The sequence below is a fragment of the Microbacterium sp. ZW CA_36 genome, assembly GCF_044987475.1.
GTDB lineage: Bacteria > Actinomycetota > Actinomycetes > Actinomycetales > Microbacteriaceae > Microbacterium.
Genome location: NZ_JBJDRL010000015.1, coordinates 63,041 through 84,708, shown reverse-complemented (window position 1 = coordinate 84,708; position 21,668 = coordinate 63,041). Strand labels below are relative to the sequence as shown.

The 21,668-nt window shown below is 70.9% G+C and carries 18 protein-coding genes; 9 read left to right on the top strand and 9 right to left on the bottom strand.

From position 1 onward, the window contains the following. Window positions 1-78: 78 nt before the first annotated feature. The 3 genes from ACI3KX_RS09095 to ACI3KX_RS09085 are packed head-to-tail and all read right to left on the bottom strand — an operon-like array spanning window position 79 to window position 2,584. Entirely contained in the window at window positions 79-1,263 is a 1,185-nt protein-coding gene (locus ACI3KX_RS09095; protein WP_363354962.1) for a cytochrome P450, read from the bottom strand. Next, window positions 1,260-2,390 carry an FAD-dependent oxidoreductase gene (locus tag ACI3KX_RS09090; RefSeq protein ID WP_363354963.1) on the bottom strand — a complete coding sequence of 377 codons (1,131 nt, stop codon included), beginning with the start codon at window positions 2,388-2,390 and terminating at the stop codon, window positions 1,260-1,262. Before ACI3KX_RS09090 ends, ACI3KX_RS09095 begins: the two co-directional genes overlap by 4 nt. Further along, window positions 2,387-2,584 carry a ferredoxin gene (locus ACI3KX_RS09085; protein WP_363354965.1) on the bottom strand — a complete coding sequence of 66 codons (198 nt, stop codon included), beginning with the start codon at window positions 2,582-2,584 and terminating at the stop codon, window positions 2,387-2,389. The genes ACI3KX_RS09090 and ACI3KX_RS09085 overlap by 4 nt, the downstream gene beginning before the upstream one ends. A 73-nt stretch (window positions 2,585-2,657) precedes the next feature. Here ACI3KX_RS09085 and ACI3KX_RS09080 point away from each other — a divergent pair, with 73 nt between their 5' ends. After that, a complete protein-coding gene (locus ACI3KX_RS09080) occupies window positions 2,658-3,533 on the top strand; it encodes a helix-turn-helix transcriptional regulator (protein WP_404909473.1) in 876 nt (291 codons plus the stop codon). A 107-nt stretch (window positions 3,534-3,640) separates the two neighbouring features. Here the strand turns inward: ACI3KX_RS09080 and ACI3KX_RS09075 are convergent, their stop codons facing one another. Further along, window positions 3,641-5,785: a beta-galactosidase gene (locus tag ACI3KX_RS09075; protein ID WP_404909472.1), complete on the bottom strand. Its 2,145-nt coding sequence runs from the start codon at window positions 5,783-5,785 to the stop codon at window positions 3,641-3,643. A 3-nt stretch (window positions 5,786-5,788) separates the two neighbouring features. Continuing rightward, window positions 5,789-7,300 (bottom strand): DUF4038 domain-containing protein, encoded by a 1,512-nt coding sequence (locus tag ACI3KX_RS09070; protein ID WP_404909471.1) that lies wholly within the window; start codon window positions 7,298-7,300, stop codon window positions 5,789-5,791. 169 nt (window positions 7,301-7,469) lie between these two features. Between ACI3KX_RS09070 and ACI3KX_RS09065 the strand changes: the two genes are divergently transcribed. The 6 genes from ACI3KX_RS09065 to ACI3KX_RS09040 are packed head-to-tail and all read left to right on the top strand — an operon-like array spanning window position 7,470 to window position 13,777. After that, window positions 7,470-7,994 carry an ABC transporter substrate-binding protein gene (locus ACI3KX_RS09065; RefSeq protein ID WP_404909470.1) on the top strand — a complete coding sequence of 175 codons (525 nt, stop codon included), beginning with the start codon at window positions 7,470-7,472 and terminating at the stop codon, window positions 7,992-7,994. Between the two features lie 39 nt (window positions 7,995-8,033). Continuing rightward, window positions 8,034-8,717, top strand: a complete 684-nt coding sequence (locus ACI3KX_RS09060) for an extracellular solute-binding protein (protein ID WP_404909469.1) — start codon at window positions 8,034-8,036, stop codon at window positions 8,715-8,717. Between the two features lie 47 nt (window positions 8,718-8,764). Continuing rightward, window positions 8,765-9,736: a sugar ABC transporter permease gene (locus ACI3KX_RS09055; protein WP_363354975.1), complete on the top strand. Its 972-nt coding sequence runs from the start codon at window positions 8,765-8,767 to the stop codon at window positions 9,734-9,736. Then, the gene (locus ACI3KX_RS09050; RefSeq protein WP_163630496.1) at window positions 9,736-10,563 is read left to right on the top strand and encodes a carbohydrate ABC transporter permease; all 828 of its coding nucleotides are present in this window, start codon (window positions 9,736-9,738) and stop codon (window positions 10,561-10,563) included. Before ACI3KX_RS09055 ends, ACI3KX_RS09050 begins: the two co-directional genes overlap by 1 nt. Then, a complete protein-coding gene (locus tag ACI3KX_RS09045; RefSeq protein ID WP_404909468.1) occupies window positions 10,560-12,680 on the top strand; it encodes a hypothetical protein in 2,121 nt (706 codons plus the stop codon). The genes ACI3KX_RS09050 and ACI3KX_RS09045 overlap by 4 nt, the downstream gene beginning before the upstream one ends. Before the next feature lie 41 nt (window positions 12,681-12,721). After that, window positions 12,722-13,777: a hypothetical protein gene (locus ACI3KX_RS09040; RefSeq protein WP_404909467.1), complete on the top strand. Its 1,056-nt coding sequence runs from the start codon at window positions 12,722-12,724 to the stop codon at window positions 13,775-13,777. 7 nt (window positions 13,778-13,784) lie between these two features. Here ACI3KX_RS09040 and ACI3KX_RS09035 read toward each other — a convergent pair whose 3' ends face one another. Together ACI3KX_RS09035 and ACI3KX_RS09030 are read right to left on the bottom strand one after the other, a co-directional pair. Then, on the bottom strand, window positions 13,785-14,804 hold the full coding sequence (locus tag ACI3KX_RS09035) for a LacI family DNA-binding transcriptional regulator (protein ID WP_404909466.1): 1,020 nt from the start codon (window positions 14,802-14,804) through the stop codon (window positions 13,785-13,787). Then, entirely contained in the window at window positions 14,804-15,634 is an 831-nt protein-coding gene (locus tag ACI3KX_RS09030; protein WP_404909465.1) for an NAD-dependent epimerase/dehydratase family protein, read from the bottom strand. The genes ACI3KX_RS09035 and ACI3KX_RS09030 overlap by 1 nt, the downstream gene beginning before the upstream one ends. Before the next feature lie 129 nt (window positions 15,635-15,763). Here ACI3KX_RS09030 and ACI3KX_RS09025 point away from each other — a divergent pair, with 129 nt between their 5' ends. Both ACI3KX_RS09025 and ACI3KX_RS09020 read left to right on the top strand, forming a co-directional pair. After that, the gene (locus ACI3KX_RS09025; protein WP_404909464.1) at window positions 15,764-18,376 is read left to right on the top strand and encodes a family 78 glycoside hydrolase catalytic domain; all 2,613 of its coding nucleotides are present in this window, start codon (window positions 15,764-15,766) and stop codon (window positions 18,374-18,376) included. Between the two features lie 268 nt (window positions 18,377-18,644). Beyond that, a complete protein-coding gene (locus ACI3KX_RS09020) occupies window positions 18,645-19,622 on the top strand; it encodes a sugar-binding domain-containing protein (protein ID WP_363354987.1) in 978 nt (325 codons plus the stop codon). Window positions 19,623-20,069: 447 nt separating this feature from the next. Here the strand turns inward: ACI3KX_RS09020 and ACI3KX_RS09015 are convergent, their stop codons facing one another. Together ACI3KX_RS09015 and ACI3KX_RS09010 are read right to left on the bottom strand one after the other, a co-directional pair. After that, entirely contained in the window at window positions 20,070-20,732 is a 663-nt protein-coding gene (locus ACI3KX_RS09015) for an aspartate/glutamate racemase family protein (protein WP_404909463.1), read from the bottom strand. Window positions 20,733-20,753: 21 nt separating this feature from the next. Further along, complete coding sequence (locus ACI3KX_RS09010) at window positions 20,754-21,668, bottom strand: carbohydrate ABC transporter permease (RefSeq protein ID WP_363354991.1); 915 nt, start codon at window positions 21,666-21,668, stop codon at window positions 20,754-20,756.

Sequence of the window (21,668 nt, the reverse complement as noted above, 5' to 3'; positions counted from 1 at the left end):
GTTCACTTGCGCTGAACGTACGCGAAACGGGCCGATCGGCGTACATTCAGCGCAAGTGAAACGGAGCCACGAGGGGGGTCAGCGCCACGCGACCTCGACGGCGCCGGCCTCGTAGGTCGCGACGGGATGCGCGAACGGCAGCGGAGAGAGCTGCTCGGCATGCACCAGACGGATGCCGGGCGCCGCGGCCAGCAGCTGCCCGACGGCTTCGCGGATCTCGAGGCGCGCGAGCTGCTGGCCGACGCAGCCGTGCGGCCCGTGCCCGAAGCCGAGATGACCGAACGCGTCACGAGTGACGTCGAACCGGTCGGGATCCTCGTACTGCCGCTCGTCGTGATTCGCGGCCACGGGCGAGACGGCGACGGTCGTGCCCGCGGCGATCGCGACGCCGTGCAGCTCGAGGTCCTCCCGCGCTGTGCGAGGGAACAGGGTGACGAACATCGCCCCCACTCGCATGAACTCCTCGATCGCTGCCGGGAGCGCCGTGGGATCCTCCCGCAGGACGACGAGCTGGTCGGGGTGCGTGAGCAGCGCGACCATTGCCGTGGCGATGAGGTAGGCCACCGAATCGCGGCCGGAGGTCATCAGGACCAGCAGGATCCCTTCGACCTCGGCACGCGTCCATTCGCCCTGCAGCAGGTGGGTGATCACGTCGTCGCCGGATGCGCCTTCCTTCTCGGCGAGGACGTCGCGGATGTAGTCGAACTTCTCCTGGGTCGCGGACGTCCCCGTGACGAACAGCTCGCCGAATCGCGGTGTCAGCGCGTCGGGCACGCCCAGGACGAGGCAGTGCGTCCGCATCGAGATCGGCGTCGCGTAGTGCGCGAACAGATCTGCCGGCTGATCGCGGGCGAGGAACTCGGCGAGCTGCGAGGTCACGATGCCGGCGACCGCGTCCTCGCGCGCCCGGACGGCGCGCATCGAGAACTGCGAGATGATCGCTCTCCTCATGCGGAGGTGCTGATCGCCGTCGAGGGCGAGCAGGTTCGAAGCGGCGAGTGAGGCGCGCGCGCCCTCGTCGAGGCCGTCGAGGTCGGCCCCGTCCTGCGGCTGAGGGAAGCGGTGGACCGCGACCGTGAACCTCGGATCCGCCAGCACATCGCGTGCGAGCGCATGCCGGGTGACGATGAGTCCGTCAGGCCCGTCGGGGTAGTGGAGCGGCGTCGCGGGCGCTTCGTCGCGCCATGTCGCCAGCGCCGGCGACGGTGCGAGAGGCGTGCCGTCGGTGGGCAGGCGACGCTCGTGATACGGACATCCGGTCATACGAGGCTCCTTTCGGCGCGCGGGAGCTCGGCCCGGGCCATCCGGAACTCGCGCGCCATGTTCCAGCCGATAAGCGCCTCCACGCGTCCCTCGCGCCGGGTGGCGACGACGAAGCGGTCGCCGTCGGCATCACCCGCGAGCGCGTCGAGCTCCGCGTCGGGCCGCACCCGGCCGTGGACGAGGATCCGCGTGCCGAACAGCGTCGTCCAGAAGAACGGCTCGATGGGCAGGGATGCCGCGCCGGTCGCGATGGCACGGGCCACTGTCTGCGCCTGCAGGATCGCCGTCTGCTGGTGCGCGGTGCGTCGTGGGCGGCCGTCCGCCGGATCGGTCCAGGCCGCGACGTCCCCGACCGCGTGGATCCCGTCCGCCACCCGGCCATCGGCGTCGCACACCACGCCGTCCGCGATCTCGACGCCGGACCCGCGCAGCCAGTCCACGGCGGGGGTGCAGCCGAGGGCGCTCACGACCGTCGACGCGCCGACAGTGGTACCGTCGGCGAGCTGCGCGCCGGCGGCATCCACCGCGACGACGTGGGCACGGGTGCGCAGCTCGACACCGTTCTCACGCAGCAGACCGGCGATGCGCTCCGAGAGGCGCGGGCCGAGGGTGCCGAGCGACACCCCCTCGTCACGGGCGATCAGCGCCACCGCGCATCCCGCGGCGCGCGCCGCCGAGGCCACCTCGCAGCCGAGCACGCCCGCCCCGATGATCGCCACGCTGTCGCCGCGCGCGAGCCGCCCGCGCAGTCGGTGCGCGTCCTCGATCGTCCGCAGGGTCTGGGCCGCCGGGAACGGATGCCGCGCCACCGCGCCGGTGGCGATCACCAGCTCGTCGTAGGCGATGCGTTCGCGACCGACCGCCACTTGGCGCCGCCGCGGGTCCAGCCCTGTGGCGGGGCGGCCGAGGCGGAAGGTCGCGCCGAGCCCGGCGAGCTCGGCGCGGCCGCGGATCGGAGCGGCATCCCACTCCCCGGAGAGGACTTGCTTCGACATGGCCGGGCGGCTGTAGGGCGCGTGGCGTTCGCCGCCGAGGAGCGTGATGCGCCCGTCGAAGCCCTCGGCGCGCAGGCTCTCGGCGGTCGTCAGCCCCGCGAGCGAGGCGCCGACGATGAGCACGTGCGTCATCGGTCCGCCACCCGGATCGCCCGCGCGGGGCAGAGGGATGCCGCCCGCACGGCCGCCGCGACGTCGTCGTCCGCGGTCGGGTCGGCGTCGAGCACGACGACGATCCCGTCATCGTCCTGGTCGAAGAGCGTGCCCGCCACAAGGGCGCACTGGCCTGCGCCCACGCAGGCCGTGGTGTCGGCGAAGATCGTCATAAGAGCAATATTCGCCGATTCCGTGGCGCATTCCACGTGTATGTTGACGTCATGTCGGAGGATGTTGACGGCCGTGCCTGACGCCCGCGTCCGCGTCCGCGGACGCCACCCCACGCTCGAACAGCACGGCGTCGCGGCCGAGAGGTTCACGGACTTCGTCAGTCCGACGCTCGACCTGCACGGGGTGGACGTCGTCCTCCTCACCTTCGTACTGCGCGGCACCGGCTGCCACGTCCTCGACGAGACCGAGTATGCGATCACCGGCCCGTCGTTCGCCGTCACGCGCACGGGAGAGCGTCACGGGCTCATCACCGACGGCGATGCGCTCGAGGTCGTGAACGTCTACCTCGACGTCGACGCGCATCCGGTCCTGCCGCTGTCGCCGCCGCTGGACCGCGCCCTCGCCGCCCTCCTGCCCCTCGGCGACGCGCCCCGGGTGCGGCTTCCGCAGGTCGCGATCGACGACGTCGCGGCGACGCGCGCACTGCTCGAGCTGCTGGAGCGCGAGACCCTCCACCCGGGGCCGGGCACGGGCGACATCGTCGCCGGCCTGCGGCGGGCGCTGCTCGTCGAGTGCGCGCGGGCGATCACGGCCCACGGCTTCCTGCCTGCCCGCAGCACCCGCAGCCGCACCGACGTCGCCGTCGACGAGGTACGGGCGCACCTGGATCGCTCCTTCACCGAGAACCAGAGCCTCGCCGACCTGGCCGCCCTGGTGCACCTGGAGCGGACGTACCTCTCGCGCGCCTTCGCGACCTCCACCGGAGAGACGATCTCGGCGTACGTCGCGCGCCTGCGGATCGGCTACGCGGCCACCCTCCTGCGCACGACCGATCGCAGCATCGCCGACATCGGCGCCACGGCCGGCTTCCGCGACCTCTCCCACTTCGGTCGGACGTTCAAGCGCCTGCGCGGCGTCTCCCCCCGCGAGTACCGCCGCGCCCCGTAACACCCCCACGCCCGCGGCATCCGTTCACCGTGTTCACTTGCGCTGAACGTACGTGAAGCCGGGCGATCGGCGTACGTTCAGCGCAAGTGAACTGGTCACGCAGAGGGTCAGCTCGACTCCGCCGAGGACGGCGCCTCGCGCCAGACCCGCACATCCCACGGCGCGAGCTCGACCTCCGCGCCCGCCCGGTGCACCGTGTCATCCAGGACGGATGCTGCGTCCGCCGCGACCCGGACGGTGCGGGTCTGCGGCGACCAGTTGTGCACCACCCACACGCGACCCTGAGCGCCGGTCAGAGAGTGCGCGGTGACCGAGGCCGGGCGCCCCGTGAGGATCGCGGAGGCACCCGGGAGCGCAGACGCCACCGCCGCCTCGCGCCCGGATCCGCGGGCCGCGGCATCCGTCATGACGTCGGCCAGCGTCGCGCGGTCGAGGAGCGTGCCGACCGTCGTGATCGTGCCCGCACCGACCTCGCGGCGCGTGACCGCCGCCCATCGGCCGAACAGCGGATGCCGGTACCCCAGGACGACGGCGGCTCCGTCGGGCTCGAGCCCGTCGGCCCAGCCGTGCGCAGTGCCGACGAGCGCGCCGTCGCGTACGACCTCGGTCGGCTCGGCGAGCGCCCCGAACTCCCGGTAGCCGACCCCGGCCGCCGGTCCGACGATCGCGGGCGCCCGTACGGGGCGCATGCGGCCCTCGTCGTCGCCGTACCCGGTGCGGGGGCCGATCACGAGCCGTCCGCCGAGACGGGCGTACTCGACGAGCGTCTCGAGCGTCGGATCGGATGCCGCGATCAGCCCCGGCACGACCAGCACCGGGTATCGCCGCACAAGCTCGCCCGCGTCGGGCAGCTGCCGCTCGTTCACGAGTCCCACCTGCAGCCCCGCATCGACCGCCGCGCGTCCGAACGCGCCCACGATTCGCGCATACGAGCCGCGATCGGCATCGGAACCGCGCGCGAGCGGCGGCTCGAACGTCATCATCCACTCGCTGTCGTGCGCGTACACCAGGCCGACGTCGGCGTCGGGCTCGGCATCCGTCAGCCACGGCGCCGCCGCGGCGAACTGCCGGCCGATCGCGGCGACCTCGGAGTGGATGCGCCCGGGTTCCAGGTCGTGACCCAGGACGCCGCCCCAGTGCACCTCGGCGCCCGAGTGCAGCGTGTGCCAGTGCCAGTACGACACGAGCCGCGCCCCGCGCGCGACGAGCAGCCACGCCGCCTGGGCGAGCTGACCGTCGTACGGCGGACGGGTGAGCCAGGCGGGGCCGATGGAGGCGGCGCCGGTCTCGGTGACGAGGAACGGGCCCTGCCGCGACGCCCGCATGCGGTCGGCCATGAGCACGAACTGCGGCACGTCGTCGGCGTACCACTGGCCGCCCGCGCCCTCGCGCTCGAGGTCCATCGCGTCCTGGGCGAGGTAGTAGGCGTTGCCGCTGGCGATGTCGAGCCGCGCGCCGACGGCGACGTCGTCCATCGCCGGCCGCTGGTAGGCGATGCAGGTGGTGAGGAACGTGTCGTCGGCCACGAGCGGGCGGACCAGGTCGGCCTGCCAGCCGATGAAGTCCGCGGTCAGCTCGGCCTGGAACCGCCGCCAGGCGAGGTCGTAGGCGGGAGTGGTGTTGCCCGACGGCGCCCACAGCTCGTCCCACTCGGCGATGCGGTGCGACCAGTACGTCAGCCCCCACGCGCGGTTGAGCGTGTCGACATCGCCGTAGCGGTCCGCGACCCACTCGCGGAATCGCCCGACGACGTGCTCGTTGTGGATCAGATGCAGGCCGGCCTCGTTGTCGAGCTGCACGCCGATGACCGCCGGATGCCGGCCATGCCGGCCGATCACCGCGCGGATGACGCGCTCCGCGTAGCCGCGGAACAGCTCCGACGTGTAGTCCACCTCCTGGCGTCCGCCCCACGGCACGGTGCTGCCGTCCTTGCGCACGACCGCGAGCTCGGGGTGTGCCCGCGCGAGCCACGGCGGGACGGCGTAGGTGGGCGTGCCGAGGATCACGTCGATCCCGTGCGCGTGCGCCGCGTCGAGCACGGGCGTCAGCCACTCGAGATCGAACTCTCCGTCGCGCGGCTCCCACGTGGACCAGACCGATTCTCCGACGCGGATGCACGTGATGCCGGCATCCGTCATCAGGTGAAGGTCGGCCTCGAGCCGCGACGGGTCGGGCAGGTACTCGTTGTAGTACGCCGCCCCCAGGCGCGGTCCCCCGCGCCAGGCTTTCAGGCGATCGGATGCCGCGTCCACGGGTCAGCCCGCCACGCGCGTGATGCGCAGCGCCAGCGCCTCGCCCGCGGGCAGCTCGAGCGGTGCGGAGGCCCGATCGAAGGCATCGTTGCGCTGCACGTCGTCGAGCGTGAAGCGCCGGCCGACGGGCGTGATCGTCATGTTCCAGGTGTCGATGACGTCGACCTCGAACGTGTCGCCCGGCTCGGGGCGCTCTCCCGGGAACCCGATCGGCAGCCGGAAGTCCCACGTCGCCGGCGCCGACCGGCCGAGGTACTGCACGTACAGACGGCGCGGGATGCCGGCCACATACGCCGGGTCGTCCCACTTGTCGATCGGATCCAGCCCCGCACCCTCGACCTCTTCGAGGACGCGGCGAAGGAACGCCAGCCGCGCGGGCGATGCGCCCCGCATGGGCCCGCCCTCGACCATGTGGAGGCTCCCCGATGCCGTCACGAAGCTCTCGCCGTGCGAGGCGTAGCAGCCGGCGACCGTGGTGATCCAGAACTGATGCACCAGCTCCTCGGCGCTGAGGTGACCCCACCGGTCGGGGATGTCTCCCTCGTACTTGATCTCGTCGAGGACGACCGGCTTGCCATACACGTCGCGGTACAGGTTCGCGCGCCCGAAGTCCGTCGTGGCCGAGCCGTTCTGGAGGGACGCGTGGGTCACCCACGGCTGGTTGTTGTCGTACAGCTCGATCCAGTTGTGGATGGATCGCAGATGGTCGGAGGGGTCGATCTCGGCCAGCAGCGCGCCGGTGCGGTCCCAGCGCTCGGCTGGGCGCTCGAGCTGGTCGAACTCGTTGCAGAGCGACCACCACACGTGGGGATACGCGGCCAGTCGCGCCACGAGATAGCGGAGGTAGACGGCATCCTCCTCCTCGGTGAGCTCGTTGAGACCGAACTGGCCGCGGTCGTAGGCGTTGTAGACGAGCACGTCGGCCTGGATGCCGCGCTCACCCAGCACCTCGACAGCCCGGTCGAGGCGCTGGAAGAACTCGGGCACCGGCTTGGTCACGTCCCAGCGGCCGTCGGTCCTCTCGAACGGCATCAGGCGCGGGACGTGCTCGATGTAGCCACCACCCTGCGGGAAGACCATGAACCGGAACTTGTTGAAGCCGGCCTCGGCGATCGCGTCGACGGTCGACGAGAACAGCGGCTCGTCCTGGTGCAGCCAGTTGTACGCGGTCGCTCCGACCGGGCGGAACGGCGTGCCGTCGGCGTGCGCGAAGTGGAAGCGGTGAGCGACGCGGACCGGCCCGTGATCGGCGCCGCGTGAGACCTCGAACGCGCCTGTCCGGCCCGAGAGAGCGGCCTCCGCGCTCTCGCTCGTCCATGACCACTCCCCCTCGAGCTCGGGAGCGAAGCGGACACGGTAGGTCGTACCACCGTCCCAGAAACCGGGCACCGCGATATCGCCGGAATCGGCGTGCCGGAAGGTCACGGTGAGCGGGGCTTCCAGGCCGACGGAGAGAGCGGAAGGCGCCTCGAACGCCAGCTCCACGGGACGGTACAGCGAGTGGGACATCGTCATCCTTCCGAATCTACGGCGATCGTCACCGACTATTGAAACGTACCAAAGTCGTGCATAATCTGCAGGAGATGAATGAACATGCACCCTTCCGCAGTTGTTACCGGTAACACCCGGATACAGCACGCGGAGGGCGCTCACTCCACCGGACATTCCAGAAGCGGAGAAGACAATGAAGGTTTCTCGCAAGATCGCAGCCGGCGCCGCCGGCCTCCTCGCCGTCGGCCTGCTGGCCGGCTGCAGCTCGGCCGGCTCAGGTGCCGGCGACGCAGGAGAAGACGTGGCGCTCACCCTGTGGGCCCGAGGCAACTCGGTGCCCGACGATGTCGAGCAGATCCTCGCCGACCAGTTCCCGGACTACGACATCACCTTCGAGAACATCCCCGACATCGAAGACAAGCTGCGCGCGGCCCTGCGTTCGGGCAGCGGCCTGCCCGACGTCGTCATGATGGGCGGCAGCCTGCCGTCGTTCTTCACGGTGGCCGACGAGTTCGTCGACCTGTCCGACCAGGCCGCCGAGAGCGATGCCGTCGAGTGGGGCCTCGAACTCGGCCAGGCGCCCGACGATCGTCAGGTTGCGCTCCCCACCGACATCGGCCCGTGGGGCTTCTTCTATCGCGCCGACGTCCTCCAGTCGCTCGGCTACCCGACGGAGCCCGAAGAGGTCGCTGCAGCCATCGATTCGTGGGACGCCTAGCGCGAGCTCGCCACCGCGGCTGCCGGAGCCGGCAGCTTCGTGTGCGACCACGCCGGCCAGGTCTACCAGGCTCGCCTCGCGCAGGAGGGCTACGCCTACTTCGAGCAGGAGGACGGCGAGGACGTCAACATCGTCGACTCGCCCATCTCGCACGACGCGTTCGTCGAGACCGCCTCGCTGGCGCAGGACGGCCTGTGCGCGAACGCCGAGCCGTACACGCCCGAGTTCAACGCGGCCCTGACGCAGGAGGACATCGTCGGCTTCGTCGGGCCCGCGTGGGAGGACGGCCTGCTGAAATCCGCGGGCGAGCTGCAGTCCGGCAACTGGCGCGTGACGACGGTTCCGGGCGGACCGGCTGCGACCGGCGGAACGTTCGTGTCGGCGCTGTCGGCGAGCGAGCACCCCGAGGCCGCGGCGGAGCTGGCGGCGTTCATCGGCGGCACCGAGTTCCAGAAGATCGGCTACCTCGAGAAGGGCCTCTTCCCGGCGTCGACTGGCGTGGCAGCCGACCCCGAGGCCGCCTCGCCGCAGGAGTACTACGGCGGTCAGGACACGCTCGGCGCGCTCGCACAGACCGCCGAGGAGGCGCCGCTGGTCTACCAGGCACCCGACAGCGGGACGGTCGCCTCGCAGTTCTTCGTCGCGCTGAACGACCTCTCGTTCAACGACGACGACGCCGAGAAGGTGTACTCCTCGCTCGTCGAGAAGAACTCCGCAGAGTGACAGCGGCGGGGGCGGCCGCGCGCCGCCCCCGCCTTCCAGGGAGCATCATGACCTCGACCGCAACTTCGACGGCGACTCCGCCCTCGACGACACCGGCACCCGTGCCGCCATCCCGACGCCGTCGCCCGGCACTGCTCCGCTACTGGCGCGAGTACCTGGCGATCTCGCCGTTCTACATCCTGTTCGCCGTCTTCGGGCTCTTCCCCCTCGTGTTCGCCGTGTACCTGTCGATGGTCTCGTGGGACGGCCTCGGCGAGCCGGAATGGGTCGGCCTCGAACAGTTCGAGCGCCTGTTCAGCTCGGGAGAGTTCGCGGGAGCGCTGAGCAACACCGTGATCATCTTCGTGATCGCGCAGGTTCCGGTGATCCTCGCCTCGCTCGGCGCTGCGGCCCTGCTGAGCTCGCCGAAGCTGCGCGCCAAGGGCCTCTACCAGACCCTGTTCTTCCTGCCGCAGGTGACCTCGATCGTGGCGGTGGCCATCGTCTTCCAGTCGGTCTTCTCGAACGAGTACGGCATCATCAACGCGTTCCTCGAGGCGATCGGGTTGTCGGCTGTCCCCTGGATGACCACCGAGTGGGGCGTGCGGCTCGTGGTCGCCCTCATGATCTTCTGGCGCAGCTTCGGCTACTTCGTGGTGATCTTCCTCGCCGGCATCTCGTCGATCCCGCCCTCGCTGTACGAGGCCGCGCGCCTGGACGGCGCCGGCCCGTGGCGCATCCTCCGCTCCATCACGGTTCCGATGATCTGGCCGACGATCCTCTTCGTCGCCGTGACCGGCACGATCAGCGGCTTTCAGATCTTCACCGAGCCGCAGGTGCTCACCAACGGCCTCGGGGGCCCCGACAACTCCGTCGTGACGCTGATGTTCCTCCAGGTCGGCTACATGGGGGCGACGCTGCCTACAGTGCGACCCGACCTCGGCTTCGCGACCGCCATCGGCTGGGGCATCTTCGTCGTGCTGATCCTCCTGGCCATCCTCAACTCCCGCGTCATCGCCCGACGCCGAAACGAGATGTGATGAAGACCCCTCGTCGCGCCTGGCTGCAGCATCTGGTCCTGATCCCCGCCGCCGCGCTGTTCGCGTTCCCGTTCTACTGGCTGATCGTCATGTCGACCAGCACGACGTCCGACATCTTCTCGAGCCCTCCCCGGCTGATCCCCGGGCCCGAGCTCTTCGAGAACATCGGGCGGCTCTTCGAGAGCATCGACTTCGGCCAGGCGTTCCTCAACTCCGTCGTCGTCTCGGTGATCGCGACGCTGGTCACGGTGACGATCGCGGCGCTGTCCGGGTTCGTTTTCGCGATGTACCGGTTCCCGGGCCGCAACTGGCTCTTCGGCATCCTGCTCGCCACCATGACGCTGCCCACCGGTGTGATGCTCGTGCCGATGTTCCAGATCTATGTCGACCTCGGCTGGCTGAACACCTACCTGCCGCTCATCGTGCCGGGCGCTGCCAGCGCCTTCGGGATCTTCTGGATGCGGCAGGCCGCGCGCGAGGCCGTGCAGTACGAGGTGATCGAGGCGGCCCGCGTCGACGGCGCCGGCTTCCTCCGCGTGTTCTGGCACGTCGGGGTTCCCGCACTGCGTCCCGCGATCGCCGGGTTCACCGTCTTCCAGTTCATGTGGAACTGGAACGAGTACATGTGGCCGCTGCTGGTGCTCAACGACTCGGACCTGTACACGCTGCCCGTCGCGTTGCAGCAGCTGAACGGCAACTACGGCACCAGCGACTACCCCGTGGTGATGGTGGGGACGCTCCTGGCGACCCTCCCCCTGATCGTCGTCTTCCTCCTGTTCCGCAAGCAGGTCATGAGCAGCGCGACGTCCGGCGCGGTCAAAGGATGAGCGGCATCGACCCCGCCGCGCCCATCGACGCCGCTGCGGCGATAGACAGACACGCGGTCGTCGACCGGCATCGGATCCGCCGAACGCGGGTCGATGCGGAGGCACCGCTCACCGTGGGCAACGGCGAGTTCTGCTTCACCGCCGATGCCACAGGCCTGCAGACGTTCGCCGACTGGCACAGCCGCGCATCGGCGCGCGCCGATGCGCGGAGCGCGACGCCCCTGGGAACCCAGGCGCAGTGGGCGTTCCACTGGGCCCCCAATCCCGACGGGCTCACGCTCGACGACACGATGGTGCGCTTCGAGCGGCCCGACGGCTCGCCCGTCGACCACCCGACGACCTACGATTGGCGCCTGACCGAGGCCGATGCCCGTCGCCTGCAGCCGGCGGGCTACTACTACTGGGTGAACCCGCAGCGCCTTCACCTCGGCCGCGTCGCGTACGTGCTGCGGCGTCCGGTGACCGGCGAGCCCGTCTCCGATCCCGGCGAGATCACCGGCACCGCGCAGACGCTCGATCTGTGGAGCGGCCTGCTCGACAGCACATTCGCCCTCGGCGGGCTCCGCACGCGCACGCGCACCGCCGTGCACCCCGACCGCGACATCCTCGCCGTCTCCGCGTCGTCCGAGCTCTTCACCGCGGGCGCTGCGGCGCTGCGCATCTCGTTCGCCACCATCCAAGACACCTGGGAGGCCGACGAAGACTGGACCCGCCCCGGCGCCCACTCCACCGACGTCGAGGTCGGCGACGACGGCATCGTGCGCATCACCCGCCGCGTGGACGAGGCGGCGTACACCGTGCAGGTGCGGGCGAGCGGATGCCGCGTCTCGGCCTCCGCGCGGCATGCGATCGACCTCGTGCCCGAGGCGGACGACATCGAGCTCGTCGTCGAGTTCGCGCCCGAAGCATCCGATCTTCCCCTCCCCACCGCCGACGAGACCTTCGCGGCCGCCGCGGAGCACTGGCGTGCGTACTGGAGCGAGGGCGCCTTCGTCGACCTGTCGCGATCAGAAGACCCGCGTGCGCACGAGCTCGAGCGACGGATCGTCCTGTCGCAGTACCTGACCGCGATTCAGTGCGCCGGCTCGCTGCCGCCCCAGGAGAGCGGTCTGGTCTGCAACTCGTGGGGCGGCACGTTCCACCTCGAGATGCACTGGTGGCACGCCGCGCACTTCCCGATGTGGGGCCGGCCGGCGCTTCTCGAACGCAGTCTGGCGTGGTACCAGCGCATCCTGCCGGTCGCCCGCGAGAACGCGGACCGAAACGGCTACCCCGGCGCGCGCTGGCCCAAGCACGTCGGGCCGGAGGGGGTCGAGAGCCCCAACGAGATCGGACCTCTGCTGCTCTGGCAGCAGCCGCATCCCATCTCGTTCGCCGAGCTGGTGTACCAGGCTCGCCGCGAAGAAACCGGCGTGCTCGAGCAGTACGCGGAACTGGTCGATGAGACCGCCGAGTTCCTGGCCGGCTTCGTGTGGTGGCAGGACGGCACCGCTCACCTCGCGCCGCCGCTCATGCCGGCGCAGGAGCGCTACGAGGCCGCGACCACGTGGGATCCGACGTTCGAGCTCGCCTACGTGCTGTGGGCGCTGCAGACCGCGTGCGAGTGGCGGCGGCGGCAGGGCCGCGACGTACCCGAGGCATGGCGCCGCGCCGTCGACGGCATCGCGCCGCTCCCGATCGCCGGCGGCCGGTACGAGGCGGTGCGGGGGGCGACCGCCCTCATCGACCACCCGTCGCTCGTCGGTGCGTACGGCTTCGTTCCGCCGACGCGCCTCGTCGATCCCGACGTCATGGCCAGCACGCTCGACCACGTCCTCGAGGCGTGGGAGTGGAACTCGACCTGGGGGTGGGACTTCCCGCTACTGGCGATGTGCGCGACACGTCTGGGCCGCTTCGATACGGCATTCGACCTGCTGCTGACCGATCTGCCCCGCAATCGCTCGTTGTCGAACGGGCACAACTTCCAGGTGCCGAACCGGCTGCCGCTGTACCTGCCCGGTAACGGCGGTCTGCTCGCGGCGGTCGCGATGCTCGCGACCGACGACGACGGCGAACCGCGCCGCGGTCTGCCCGACGGGTGGAGGATCCGCGCCGAAGGCTTCGTGCCGCGGCCCTGACCCCCCGTCGACCCCCGATCTCGCCCCACGGAGACACCGAAATGATCGATGCGCAGGATCTCGCCGTCAGCGTCCGCCCGACCGCGAAAGGCGGCGCCCTCGTCGTCGCCCCCACCCACCGGGCCGGCGACTGGAACAGCCACGGCGTGGACTGCCCGTTCGTGTTCCGCAAGGACGGCAGGCTCGGCATGACGGTCGTGGGGTGGGACGGGCGCGGATATCAGACCGGGCTGGCGTGGCACGACGGGACGCGGTGGTCCGCGCCGCGGCTGGTGTTCCCCCGCGACCCGGGATCGGTCCACCGCCGGCACAACGCCGCGCTCACCTCGATCCTGCGCGACACCGACCTCTACGGTCCGGGTGAGCTCACAGCGATCGACGACTGGTACTACGGCACCTATCACGCGTACCCCGATGCCGGCTACGAAGAGGGCTCGGCCGTCATCGGATTCGTGCGCAGCCGCGACCTCGTCGAATGGGAAGAGGTCGGCGAGCTGCTGCGCCCCGAAGACGGCGGGTCATGGGAACGCGGCGGCCTCTACAAGTCCTACCTGCTGCGCCATGACGGCCGCTTCTGGCTCTTCTACAACGCGAAGGACCGGGCCAACGGTCGCTGGATCGAGCAGACCGGTGCGGCCGTGTCGGACGACCTCACGTCGTGGCAGCGCGTGTCGGATGCTCCGCTGCTGCCCGTCGGCGCTGCCGGCGCTCCCGACGACCGGTTCGCCTCCGACCCGTTCGTTCTGCGCGCTCCGGACGGAACGTGGCTGATGTTCTACTTCGGGCTGCGCGCGGGCGGCCCGGCGGTCGATCTGCTGGCCACCTCTCCCGACCTCGTCACCTGGACCAAGTCGCCGACCGTGCTGGTGGCACCCGGCGTGGCCGGCGCGATCGACGACCGGCACGCGCACAAGCCCGCGGTCATCCGCACCGGCGACCGCCTCGAGCACTACTACTGCGCGGTGCAGCGCCTCGGCACCCCCGTCGACATCGGCGGATACTCCCAGCCCGAGATGCGCGGCATCGCACGTGCCTGGTCGCCGGTGGTCGGAGCGCCGATGGACTCGGCCCCGGTGGGCCGGGCGGCAGCCGGCTGAGCGCCGCTCAGACGCCCCGCACCGCAAAGCCGGCGGTGCTCTCCCGGGCGATCAGCCGAGGCTGGAGCACGCGGTGCATCTGCGCGAGGGAACGTCCCTCCAGCGTCTCGAAGAGCATGTCGACGACCGTCGAGCCGACGTCCCGGTGGCGGCGGCTGATGCTGGTCAACGGGATCAGCGACGCCTCGGCGAACTCGTTGTCGTCGTAGCCCACGAGGGCCAGTTCCTCGGGAACGCGCACGCCGCGGGCCACGAGCTCCTGCAGCATCCCGAGCGCGAGCAGGTCGTTGACGGCGAAGATCCCCTGGGGCCGTTCGTTCGCGGGCCGCGCCGCGATCGCCGCTCCCGCCTCGCGTCCGACCGCGAGCGAGCGCTCGGCAACCGGGATCACTTCGAGGTCGACGCCGCGGGCGGCAGCTTCGGCACGCGCTCCGTCGAGTCGCGCGGCCACGTACACGACGTCGTCGGGCCCGCCGACGAACGCCAGGCGGCGGCATCCCCTCTCCGCGAGGTGGGCGACGGCCAAGCGCCCCCCGGCGACCTCATCGACGGACACCGACGGCTGCTCGGGCGACTGCGCGTGCTGGCCGACGAGGACGGTGGGCGTACCGCGACGGCGCAGCAGCGCGAGCCGCTCCTCGACCGGATGGTGCGAGGCGACCAGCAGGCCCCGCACATGATGCTGCGCGAAGGCGTCGAGGTACGCGTCCTCCTGCGCGGGATCCGCCTGAGAATCGGCGAGGAAGACGGAGAGGCCGAGCTCTGCTGCTCTGTGCTGCACGCTCTGAGCGATCTCGCCGAAGTGCGGATTGCCGATGTCGGCCGCGAGGTAGCCGATGACGGTGCTCACGCCCAGTCGCAGCTGGCGGCCCGCGTTGCTCGGCACGAAGCCGAGTGTTTCGATGGCGTCCGCCACGCGGCGGCCCATCGCCGCCGACAGCCTGTCGGGGTGGTTGAGGTAGTTCGACACCGTGCCGATCGAGACGCCCGCGAGCGCCGCGACGTCCCGGATGCCCGCCGGTGCCATCAGCGCCAGTCGTGCTCGGCGACGAAGCCGAGGCGTTCACGGATCTTGCGGGTGGACATCAGCGACTCGAACTCGCCGAGGTCTTCGGCGATCGGGGTGCCCGGGAACCAGCGCGCCGCGACCTCGCGCGAGGGCTGCGCGTTGCCGGAGCGGGGAGCGGCCACGTTGTACACCTCGAACCCCGGCTCCGCCGCCGCGAGCGCCCGCGCGACAGCCTCGGCGCCGTCGCGAGCGTCGATCCAGGAGCCGACGAGGTCGCGGCGGTAGTCCGGCTCTGCGGCGCGGTCGAACGTCGCGTACTCGTCGGCGCCGACGACGTTGGTGAAGCGAAGGGCGGTGATCGAGGTCTCGGGATGCCACCTGACCAGCTGGGCCGCGATCGCCTCCTCGGCCACCTTGCCGAGTCCGTACGTGTTGTTCGCGCTGGTGTAGGCCTCTTCGACCGGCAGCGAGGGCGGTGCCTCGTCGAACGGGAAGCCCATCGCGGTGATGCTCGAGGCGAGCACGATCGTGCGGATGCCTGCCCGGTGCGCGGCGAACAGGGCGTTGAACGACACGGTCATGTTGTTGTGGAAGGTCGCGGCATCCGGCACCAGGCCGTTCACCGGGATCGCCGCGAGGTGCACGAGCGCGTCGAGCCCGTCGTGGCGCGCGGTCACCGAGAGGAGCGCGTCGAGCGTCTGCCCGAAGTCGGTGAGGTCGACGCGGGTGAAGCCCATCCCGGGGGTTCCGGCGAGGTCGAACCCGATCACGTCGTGCCCGTCGGCCCGCAGTCGCTCCATCGCCGCGCGGCCGAGCTTGCCGCCGCTGCCTGTCACACCGATCGTCATCGAATCCTCCTCTGCCGCCCGGGTCGCGGCTCCCTCGACAGCGTACTTGAAACGTTTCGAAATCGGTGCCAAACTCCCATCTTGAAACGTTTCGCCACGCCCCGGCCACAGCGCAAGGAGACAACACGGATGTCCGTCACCGTCGACGCACCCCGCATCGAACACCACCGCGAACCCCTCGGGATCGGCGAGCCGATGCCGCGCCTCTCGTGGCGCGTCGCGTCTGCACCGTCCGGCTGGCGGCAGACCGCGTACTCCGTCGAGGTCGACCGCGGCGGCGACGTCACGACGTACGTCGTCGACTCGCCCGAGCAGGTGCTCGTGGACTGGCCGGCCGACCCGCTGCGCTCGCGCGAGATCGTCACGGTGCGCATAGCCGTCAGGGGTGCGGACGGCGCGTGGTCCGCGGCATCCGTCCCCACGGTTCTCGAAGCGGGACTGCTCGAGCCCGGCGACTGGTCTGCGCGCCCGGTCGGCGCCTTCCGCAACGAGAACCCGCACTCCGACGAGCGCCGGCCCTCACTCGTACGCCGCGCGTTCGAGGTGCGCGACGACATCGTGCGCGCACGGCTCTATGCGACCGCGCACGGCGTCTACGAGGCCGAGCTCAACGGCGAGCGTGTCGGCGCCGACACGCTCTCGCCCGGCTGGACGGTGTACGGCAGCCGGCTGCGGTACTACACGTACGACGTCACCGACCTGGTGCGCCCCGGCGTGAACGCTCTCGGCGCCTGGCTCGGCGACGGCTGGTATCGCGGCCGACTGGGCTGGCGCGGCGGCTTCCGCAACGTCTACGGCTACGACCAGTCCTTCCTCGGCCAGCTCGAGCTGACCTACGCCGACGGCAGTCGCGAGGTCGTGGCCACCGACGTGTCGTGGCGCTCCGCGCCGAGCCCCATCCTGCACAGCGGCCTCTACGACGGCGAGGACTACGACGCGCGCGCGGAGCAGCCCGGCTGGTCGACGGCGGACTTCGACGACGCCGGCTGGGAAGGGGTGCAGGAGCGCCATCGCGACCCCGCCACGCTGGTCGCGCCGACGGCTCCGCCGGTGCGCGCGACCCAGGAGCTGCGGCCGATCGCGGTGCTCACCGGCCCCAGCGGCTCACGCATCCTCGACTTCGGGCAGAACCTCGTCGGTCGCGTGCGCATCCGGGTCTCGGGCGACGCGGGCACCACGGTGACGCTGCGCACCGCCGAGGTGATGCAGGACGGCGAGATCTACACGCGACCGCTGCGCGCAGCGCGCTCGACCGACAACTACACGCTCGCCGGCCGCGACGTCGAGGAGTGGGAGCCGCGGTTCACCTTCCACGGCTTCCGCTACGTCGAGGTGACAGGGTGGCCCGGCGACCTCGACGCCGATGCGGCGGCCGGCGCACTCGTGGCGCGCGTGTACCACACCGACCTCGAGCGCACCGGCTGGTTCGAGTCGTCGGACCCCGCCCTCAACCGCCTGCACGAGAACGTCGTGTGGGGCATGCGCGGCAACTTCGTCGACATCCCGACCGACTGCCCGCAGCGCGACGAGCGCATCGGCTGGACGGGCGACATCCAGGTCTTCGGCCCCACGGCGTCGACGCTCTTCGACGTGTCGGGCATGCTCTCGGGCTGGCTCCGCGACGTCGCGATCGAGCAGCTCCCCGACGGCACGGTCCCCTGGTACGTGCCGGTGATCCCCGCGGTCGACAAGTGGACGCCGATGCGCCCCGGCGCCGCGTGGGGCGACGTCGCCACCCTGCTGCCCTGGACGCTGTACGAGCGCTTCGGCGACGCCGGCGTGCTGCGCGCGCAGTTCGACAGCGCGCGCCGCTGGGTCGATCTGCTCGAGCGCCTCTCCGGCCCCTCTCGGCTGTGGGACACCGGCTTCCAGCTGGGCGACTGGCTCGACCCGGCCGCCCCGCCGGACGACCCGGCCGATGCGCTCACCGACCGCTACCTCGTCGCGACGGCCTACTTCGCCAAGTCCGCGCGCACCGTCGCGCGCATGGCGGAGGTGCTGGGACTCGGCGACGAGCGCGCGCACTACGACACGCTCGCCGACGAGGTCGTGGCCGCCTTCGAGGGCGCCTACGTGAACGACGACGGCACCATGACCAGCGACGCGCAGACGGCCTACGCCCTCGGCCTGCGGTTCGACCTCATCACCGATCCGCAGAAGCGGGATGCCGCGGCGGCACGTCTCGCTCAGCTCGTGCACGAGGCGGGCAACCGCATCGCGACCGGCTTCGTGGGGACGCCGCTGGTCTCGGATGCCCTGAGCGCGGGCGGCCAAGTGCCGACCGCCTACGACCTGATCCTCGAGCGCGAGTGCCCGTCGTGGCTCTACCAGGTGGAGCAGGGCGCGACCACGGTCTGGGAGCGGTGGGACTCGCTGCTGCCCGACGGCACCGTCAACCCCGGCCAGATGACCTCGTTCAACCACTACGCGCTGGGCGCCGTCGCGGACTGGATGCACCGCGTCGTCGGCGGCCTCGCTCCCGACGCCCCCGGCTACCGGCGCATCCGCTTCGCCCCGCGCCCTGGCGGCGGACTCACCTCCGCCTCGGCCCGCCAGCTCACCGCCTACGGCGAGGCGGCGATCTCGTGGCGCATCGCAGAAGGGCAGCTGCACGTCGAGGTCCTGGTACCCGTCGGCGCCGAGGCGGTGCTCGACCTCGAGGGCTCTCCCGAGGAGACACTGAGCCCCGGCATCCACACCCGTGTCGTCGAGGTGCAGGTGGGGGTCGGCGCGCCCGTCTGATCCCGCCCGCGGACGCCACGTCCGCACCCTGACGCCTCCAAAGATGGCGGATGCCGCGGGCCGCGGCATCCGCCATCTTCATCGTTCGCGTGCGAAAGGCGGGGTCGACGATCGCACCACGCCGGACGGGCCCGCCGCCATTCGCGCCTCTGTGCACCGATCAGGTGTTTCTCGCCAGAACTAGGGCTGGCTTCACGGCCACAGAGTGAATATCCTTTCGTTAGCGAATCCGAATACACCCCTCGGATCGCCACGATCGGAGACCACCGTGCCCCTGACGCCCTACACCCGGCCCGCAGACGGCCAGGTGCGCCTGCTCACCAAGGTCGCGCGCATGTACCACGAGCGCGGCGTGCGCCAGGCCGACATCGCGGCCGCGCTCAATATCTCACAGGCGAAGGTCTCGCGTCTGCTCAAGCGCGCGGAATCCGTCGGCATCGTGCGGACGATCGTCACCGTCGCGCCAGGCGTCTACGCCGAGCTGGAAGAGCAGCTCGAGGAGAAGTACGGGCTCGCGGAGGCCGTGGTGGTCGACGTCGACCACGACGCCGACGAGGGCGAGCTGCTCGCGTCGCTCGGCGCCGGAGCGGCCGCCTACCTGGAGGCGACGCTCTCGGGCAGCGACCGGATCGGCGTCTCGTCGTGGAGTCAGACGATCCTCGCGATGGTCGACCGCATGCGCCCCTTCACCGTCCGCGGGGCGACGGAGGTGGTGCAGCTGCTGGGCGGCGTCGGCGCGCCCGAGGCGCAGAGCCACTCCAACCGCATCCTCGGCGAGCTGGCCCGCACACTCGGCGCCGAGCCGGTCTATGTGCAGGCGCCGGGCATCGTCGGCGACCCGGCGATCCGCGACAGCCTGCTGCGGGATCCGTCGATGCAGGAGGTCGCGCGCCACTGGAACGACCTCACGATGGCGATCATGGGCATCGGCAGCATCGAGCCGTCGGACGTGCTCGCCACGAGCGGCAATGCTTTCCCCGCCGAGGAGCGGCAGGCTCTCCTCGACGAGGGTGCCGTGGGCGACATCTGCCACCGCATCTTCCGAGGTGACGGCTCGCTCGTGCGCGGGGCGCTCGACGACCGCATCATCGCCATCACGGTGGAGAACCTGCGTCGCATCCCGCGCCGCGTCGGCATCGCCGGCGGCGAGCGCAAGCTCGAGGCTATCCACGGCGCCCTCGCCGGCGACTGGGTCACGACGCTCGTCACCGACCTCCGCTCCGCCGAGGCCCTCGCCGAGCGGTGAGCCCGGGGCCGGAGCGCACCGCCGCCGTCGGCGGGCTCGAGGCGTTTCGTCTCCGGGCGCTGGAGCGCCCTCCGCTCAACGACCGGTGCAAGCAGCCGGTCGATGAGCGAGCGAGACGTCACGCCCCATCCCGATCGTCGAGCGAGCGAGACGTCACGCCTCATCCCGGTCGTCGAGCGAGCGAGACGTCACGCCCCATCCCGGTCGTCGAGCGAGCGAGACATCACGCCCCATCCCGGTCGTCGAGCGAGCGAGACATCACGCCCCATCCCGGTCGTCGAGCGAGCGAGACATCACGCCTCACCCCGGTCGTCGAGCGAGCGAGACGTCACGCCCCTCCCGGTCGTCGAGCGAGCGAGACATCACGCCCCATCCCGGTCGTTGAGCGAGCGAGGAACGAGCGAGACGAAACGCCTCGAGCCCGGCGGAGACGTCGGGCTCGAGGCGTCAGCGGTCCGCGAGCGACGCGGCGAGGCGCTCGACACCCAGCCGCGGGCTGGTGAGCACCGGAACGTCGACCGAGACCGCATCGGCGGCGGAGGCCATGGAGGCCTGGGCGAGCACGACGACGTCGGCTTCAGCGGCGCCCCGCTCGATGGCGGCCGCGACGAGCCGGTCGTGCGTGGCGCGGTCACCGCTCGCGACCGCAGCGAAGGCGCCCTCGATGACCTCGCTCGAGAACTCGGGGCTCACTCCCGCGAGCGCGGCGCGCTCCTGCAGCAGTCCCAGCGTCGGCCGGCAGGTGGTCGGCAGCGTGGCGAGGACGCGCACCCGGCGTCCGGCCCGCACCGCGGCATCCGCCATCGCCTCGTCGACGCGCAGCACCGGCACCCCGGCCGCAGCGGCGGCAGGCGCGGCGAGCTCCGAGATCGACGAGCACGTGAACATGACCGCATCCGCTCCCCCGGCCGCAGCGGCGCGCACGAGGTCGTCCACTCGGGCGGGCACCGAGCCCGCCCGCTCCTGGTCACCCAGGTCGGCGACGATGCGGTCGTCGAGGTAGTTCACGATCGTCGCGTTCGGCAGGAACTCGGTGGCCAGTGCCCCGAACGGAGCGATGTTGACGGCTCCGGTGTGCAGGAACGCGATGCGGGGTGCGGACGAGGTCATGCGAACAAGCCTTCCAGCTTCTCAGCCCTTGAGGGCGCCGCCGGCCATGCCGGCCATGATCTTCTTGTTGAGCGTCAGGAACAGGATCAGCAGCACGACGATGTTGATGCTCACGGCCGCGAAGAGCGGTCCGTACTGCGTCGAGCCGTACTCGTCGCTCAGGCTCAGCAGGCCCACCTGGATGGTCGCGAGGTCGGGCCGCGTCGTGAAGGTCAGCGCGATGAGCAGGTCGTTCCACACGCTGAAGAACTGCACCAGCGCGATCGTGATGATCGAGTTCTTCATCATCGGGATGCCGATCACGAAGAACGATCGCAGCGGCCCCGACCCGTCGACGGTCGCCGCCTCGAAGATCTCGCGCGGAACCGACCGGAAGTAGGTCGCCATCAGGAACGTCGTCAGGGGCAGACCCATGACGGTGTAGGTGATGATGAGCGGCCACAGCGTGTCGGTGATGCCGATGCGGAAGTACGTGATGAACAGCGGCACGAGGATCATCTGCCCGGGCACCATGATGCCGGCGAGGATGTAGAGGAGGACCCCGTTGCGGCCCTTCCAGATCATCACCTCGAGCGCGTAGCCCGCGGCGACGCCGATGAAGACGATGAGCAGCACCGACGGGATCGTCACCAGCACGCTGTTGAGCCAGTTGCGCGCCACGTTGCCGTTCGTCAGTGCGGTGACGTAGTTGTCGAAGTTCCACGTCTCGGGCAGCGACAGCGCGGGGTTGGAGAGGAACTCGGACTGCGTCTTGAACGAGCCCAGCACCATCCAGACCTGCGGATACAGCACCACGATCATGAGGACCGCGACGAGGATCCACACCGGCAACCGGCGCAGGGCCTTCACGAGGCCGCGCCGCGCGCGGCTCGGCCCGGGCCTGCGGACCGTGGGGGTGGCGACCGTGTAGGCGGTGTCAGTCTGGGTCAGAGTCAT

What these genes read in the sequence shown, in the direction of transcription:
- ACI3KX_RS09095 (WP_363354962.1), bottom strand. Translation starts at nt 1,263, where the DNA reads ATGACCGGATGTCCGTATCACGAGCGTCGCCTGCCCACCGACGGCACG.
- ACI3KX_RS09090 (WP_363354963.1), bottom strand. Translation starts at nt 2,390, where the DNA reads ATGACGCACGTGCTCATCGTCGGCGCCTCGCTCGCGGGGCTGACGACC.
- ACI3KX_RS09085 (WP_363354965.1), bottom strand. Translation starts at nt 2,584, where the DNA reads ATGACGATCTTCGCCGACACCACGGCCTGCGTGGGCGCAGGCCAGTGC.
- ACI3KX_RS09070 (WP_404909471.1), bottom strand. Translation starts at nt 7,300, where the DNA reads ATGACGATGTCCCACTCGCTGTACCGTCCCGTGGAGCTGGCGTTCGAG.
- ACI3KX_RS09065 (WP_404909470.1), top strand. Translation starts at nt 7,470, where the DNA reads ATGAAGGTTTCTCGCAAGATCGCAGCCGGCGCCGCCGGCCTCCTCGCC.
- ACI3KX_RS09055 (WP_363354975.1), top strand. Translation starts at nt 8,765, where the DNA reads ATGACCTCGACCGCAACTTCGACGGCGACTCCGCCCTCGACGACACCG.
- ACI3KX_RS09050 (WP_163630496.1), top strand. Translation starts at nt 9,736, where the DNA reads ATGAAGACCCCTCGTCGCGCCTGGCTGCAGCATCTGGTCCTGATCCCC.
- ACI3KX_RS09045 (WP_404909468.1), top strand. Translation starts at nt 10,560, where the DNA reads ATGAGCGGCATCGACCCCGCCGCGCCCATCGACGCCGCTGCGGCGATA.
- ACI3KX_RS09040 (WP_404909467.1), top strand. Translation starts at nt 12,722, where the DNA reads ATGATCGATGCGCAGGATCTCGCCGTCAGCGTCCGCCCGACCGCGAAA.
- ACI3KX_RS09035 (WP_404909466.1), bottom strand. Translation starts at nt 14,804, where the DNA reads ATGGCACCGGCGGGCATCCGGGACGTCGCGGCGCTCGCGGGCGTCTCG.
- ACI3KX_RS09030 (WP_404909465.1), bottom strand. Translation starts at nt 15,634, where the DNA reads ATGACGATCGGTGTGACAGGCAGCGGCGGCAAGCTCGGCCGCGCGGCG.
- ACI3KX_RS09025 (WP_404909464.1), top strand. Translation starts at nt 15,764, where the DNA reads ATGTCCGTCACCGTCGACGCACCCCGCATCGAACACCACCGCGAACCC.
- ACI3KX_RS09015 (WP_404909463.1), bottom strand. Translation starts at nt 20,732, where the DNA reads ATGACCTCGTCCGCACCCCGCATCGCGTTCCTGCACACCGGAGCCGTC.
- ACI3KX_RS09010 (WP_363354991.1), bottom strand. Translation starts at nt 21,668, where the DNA reads ATGACTCTGACCCAGACTGACACCGCCTACACGGTCGCCACCCCCACG.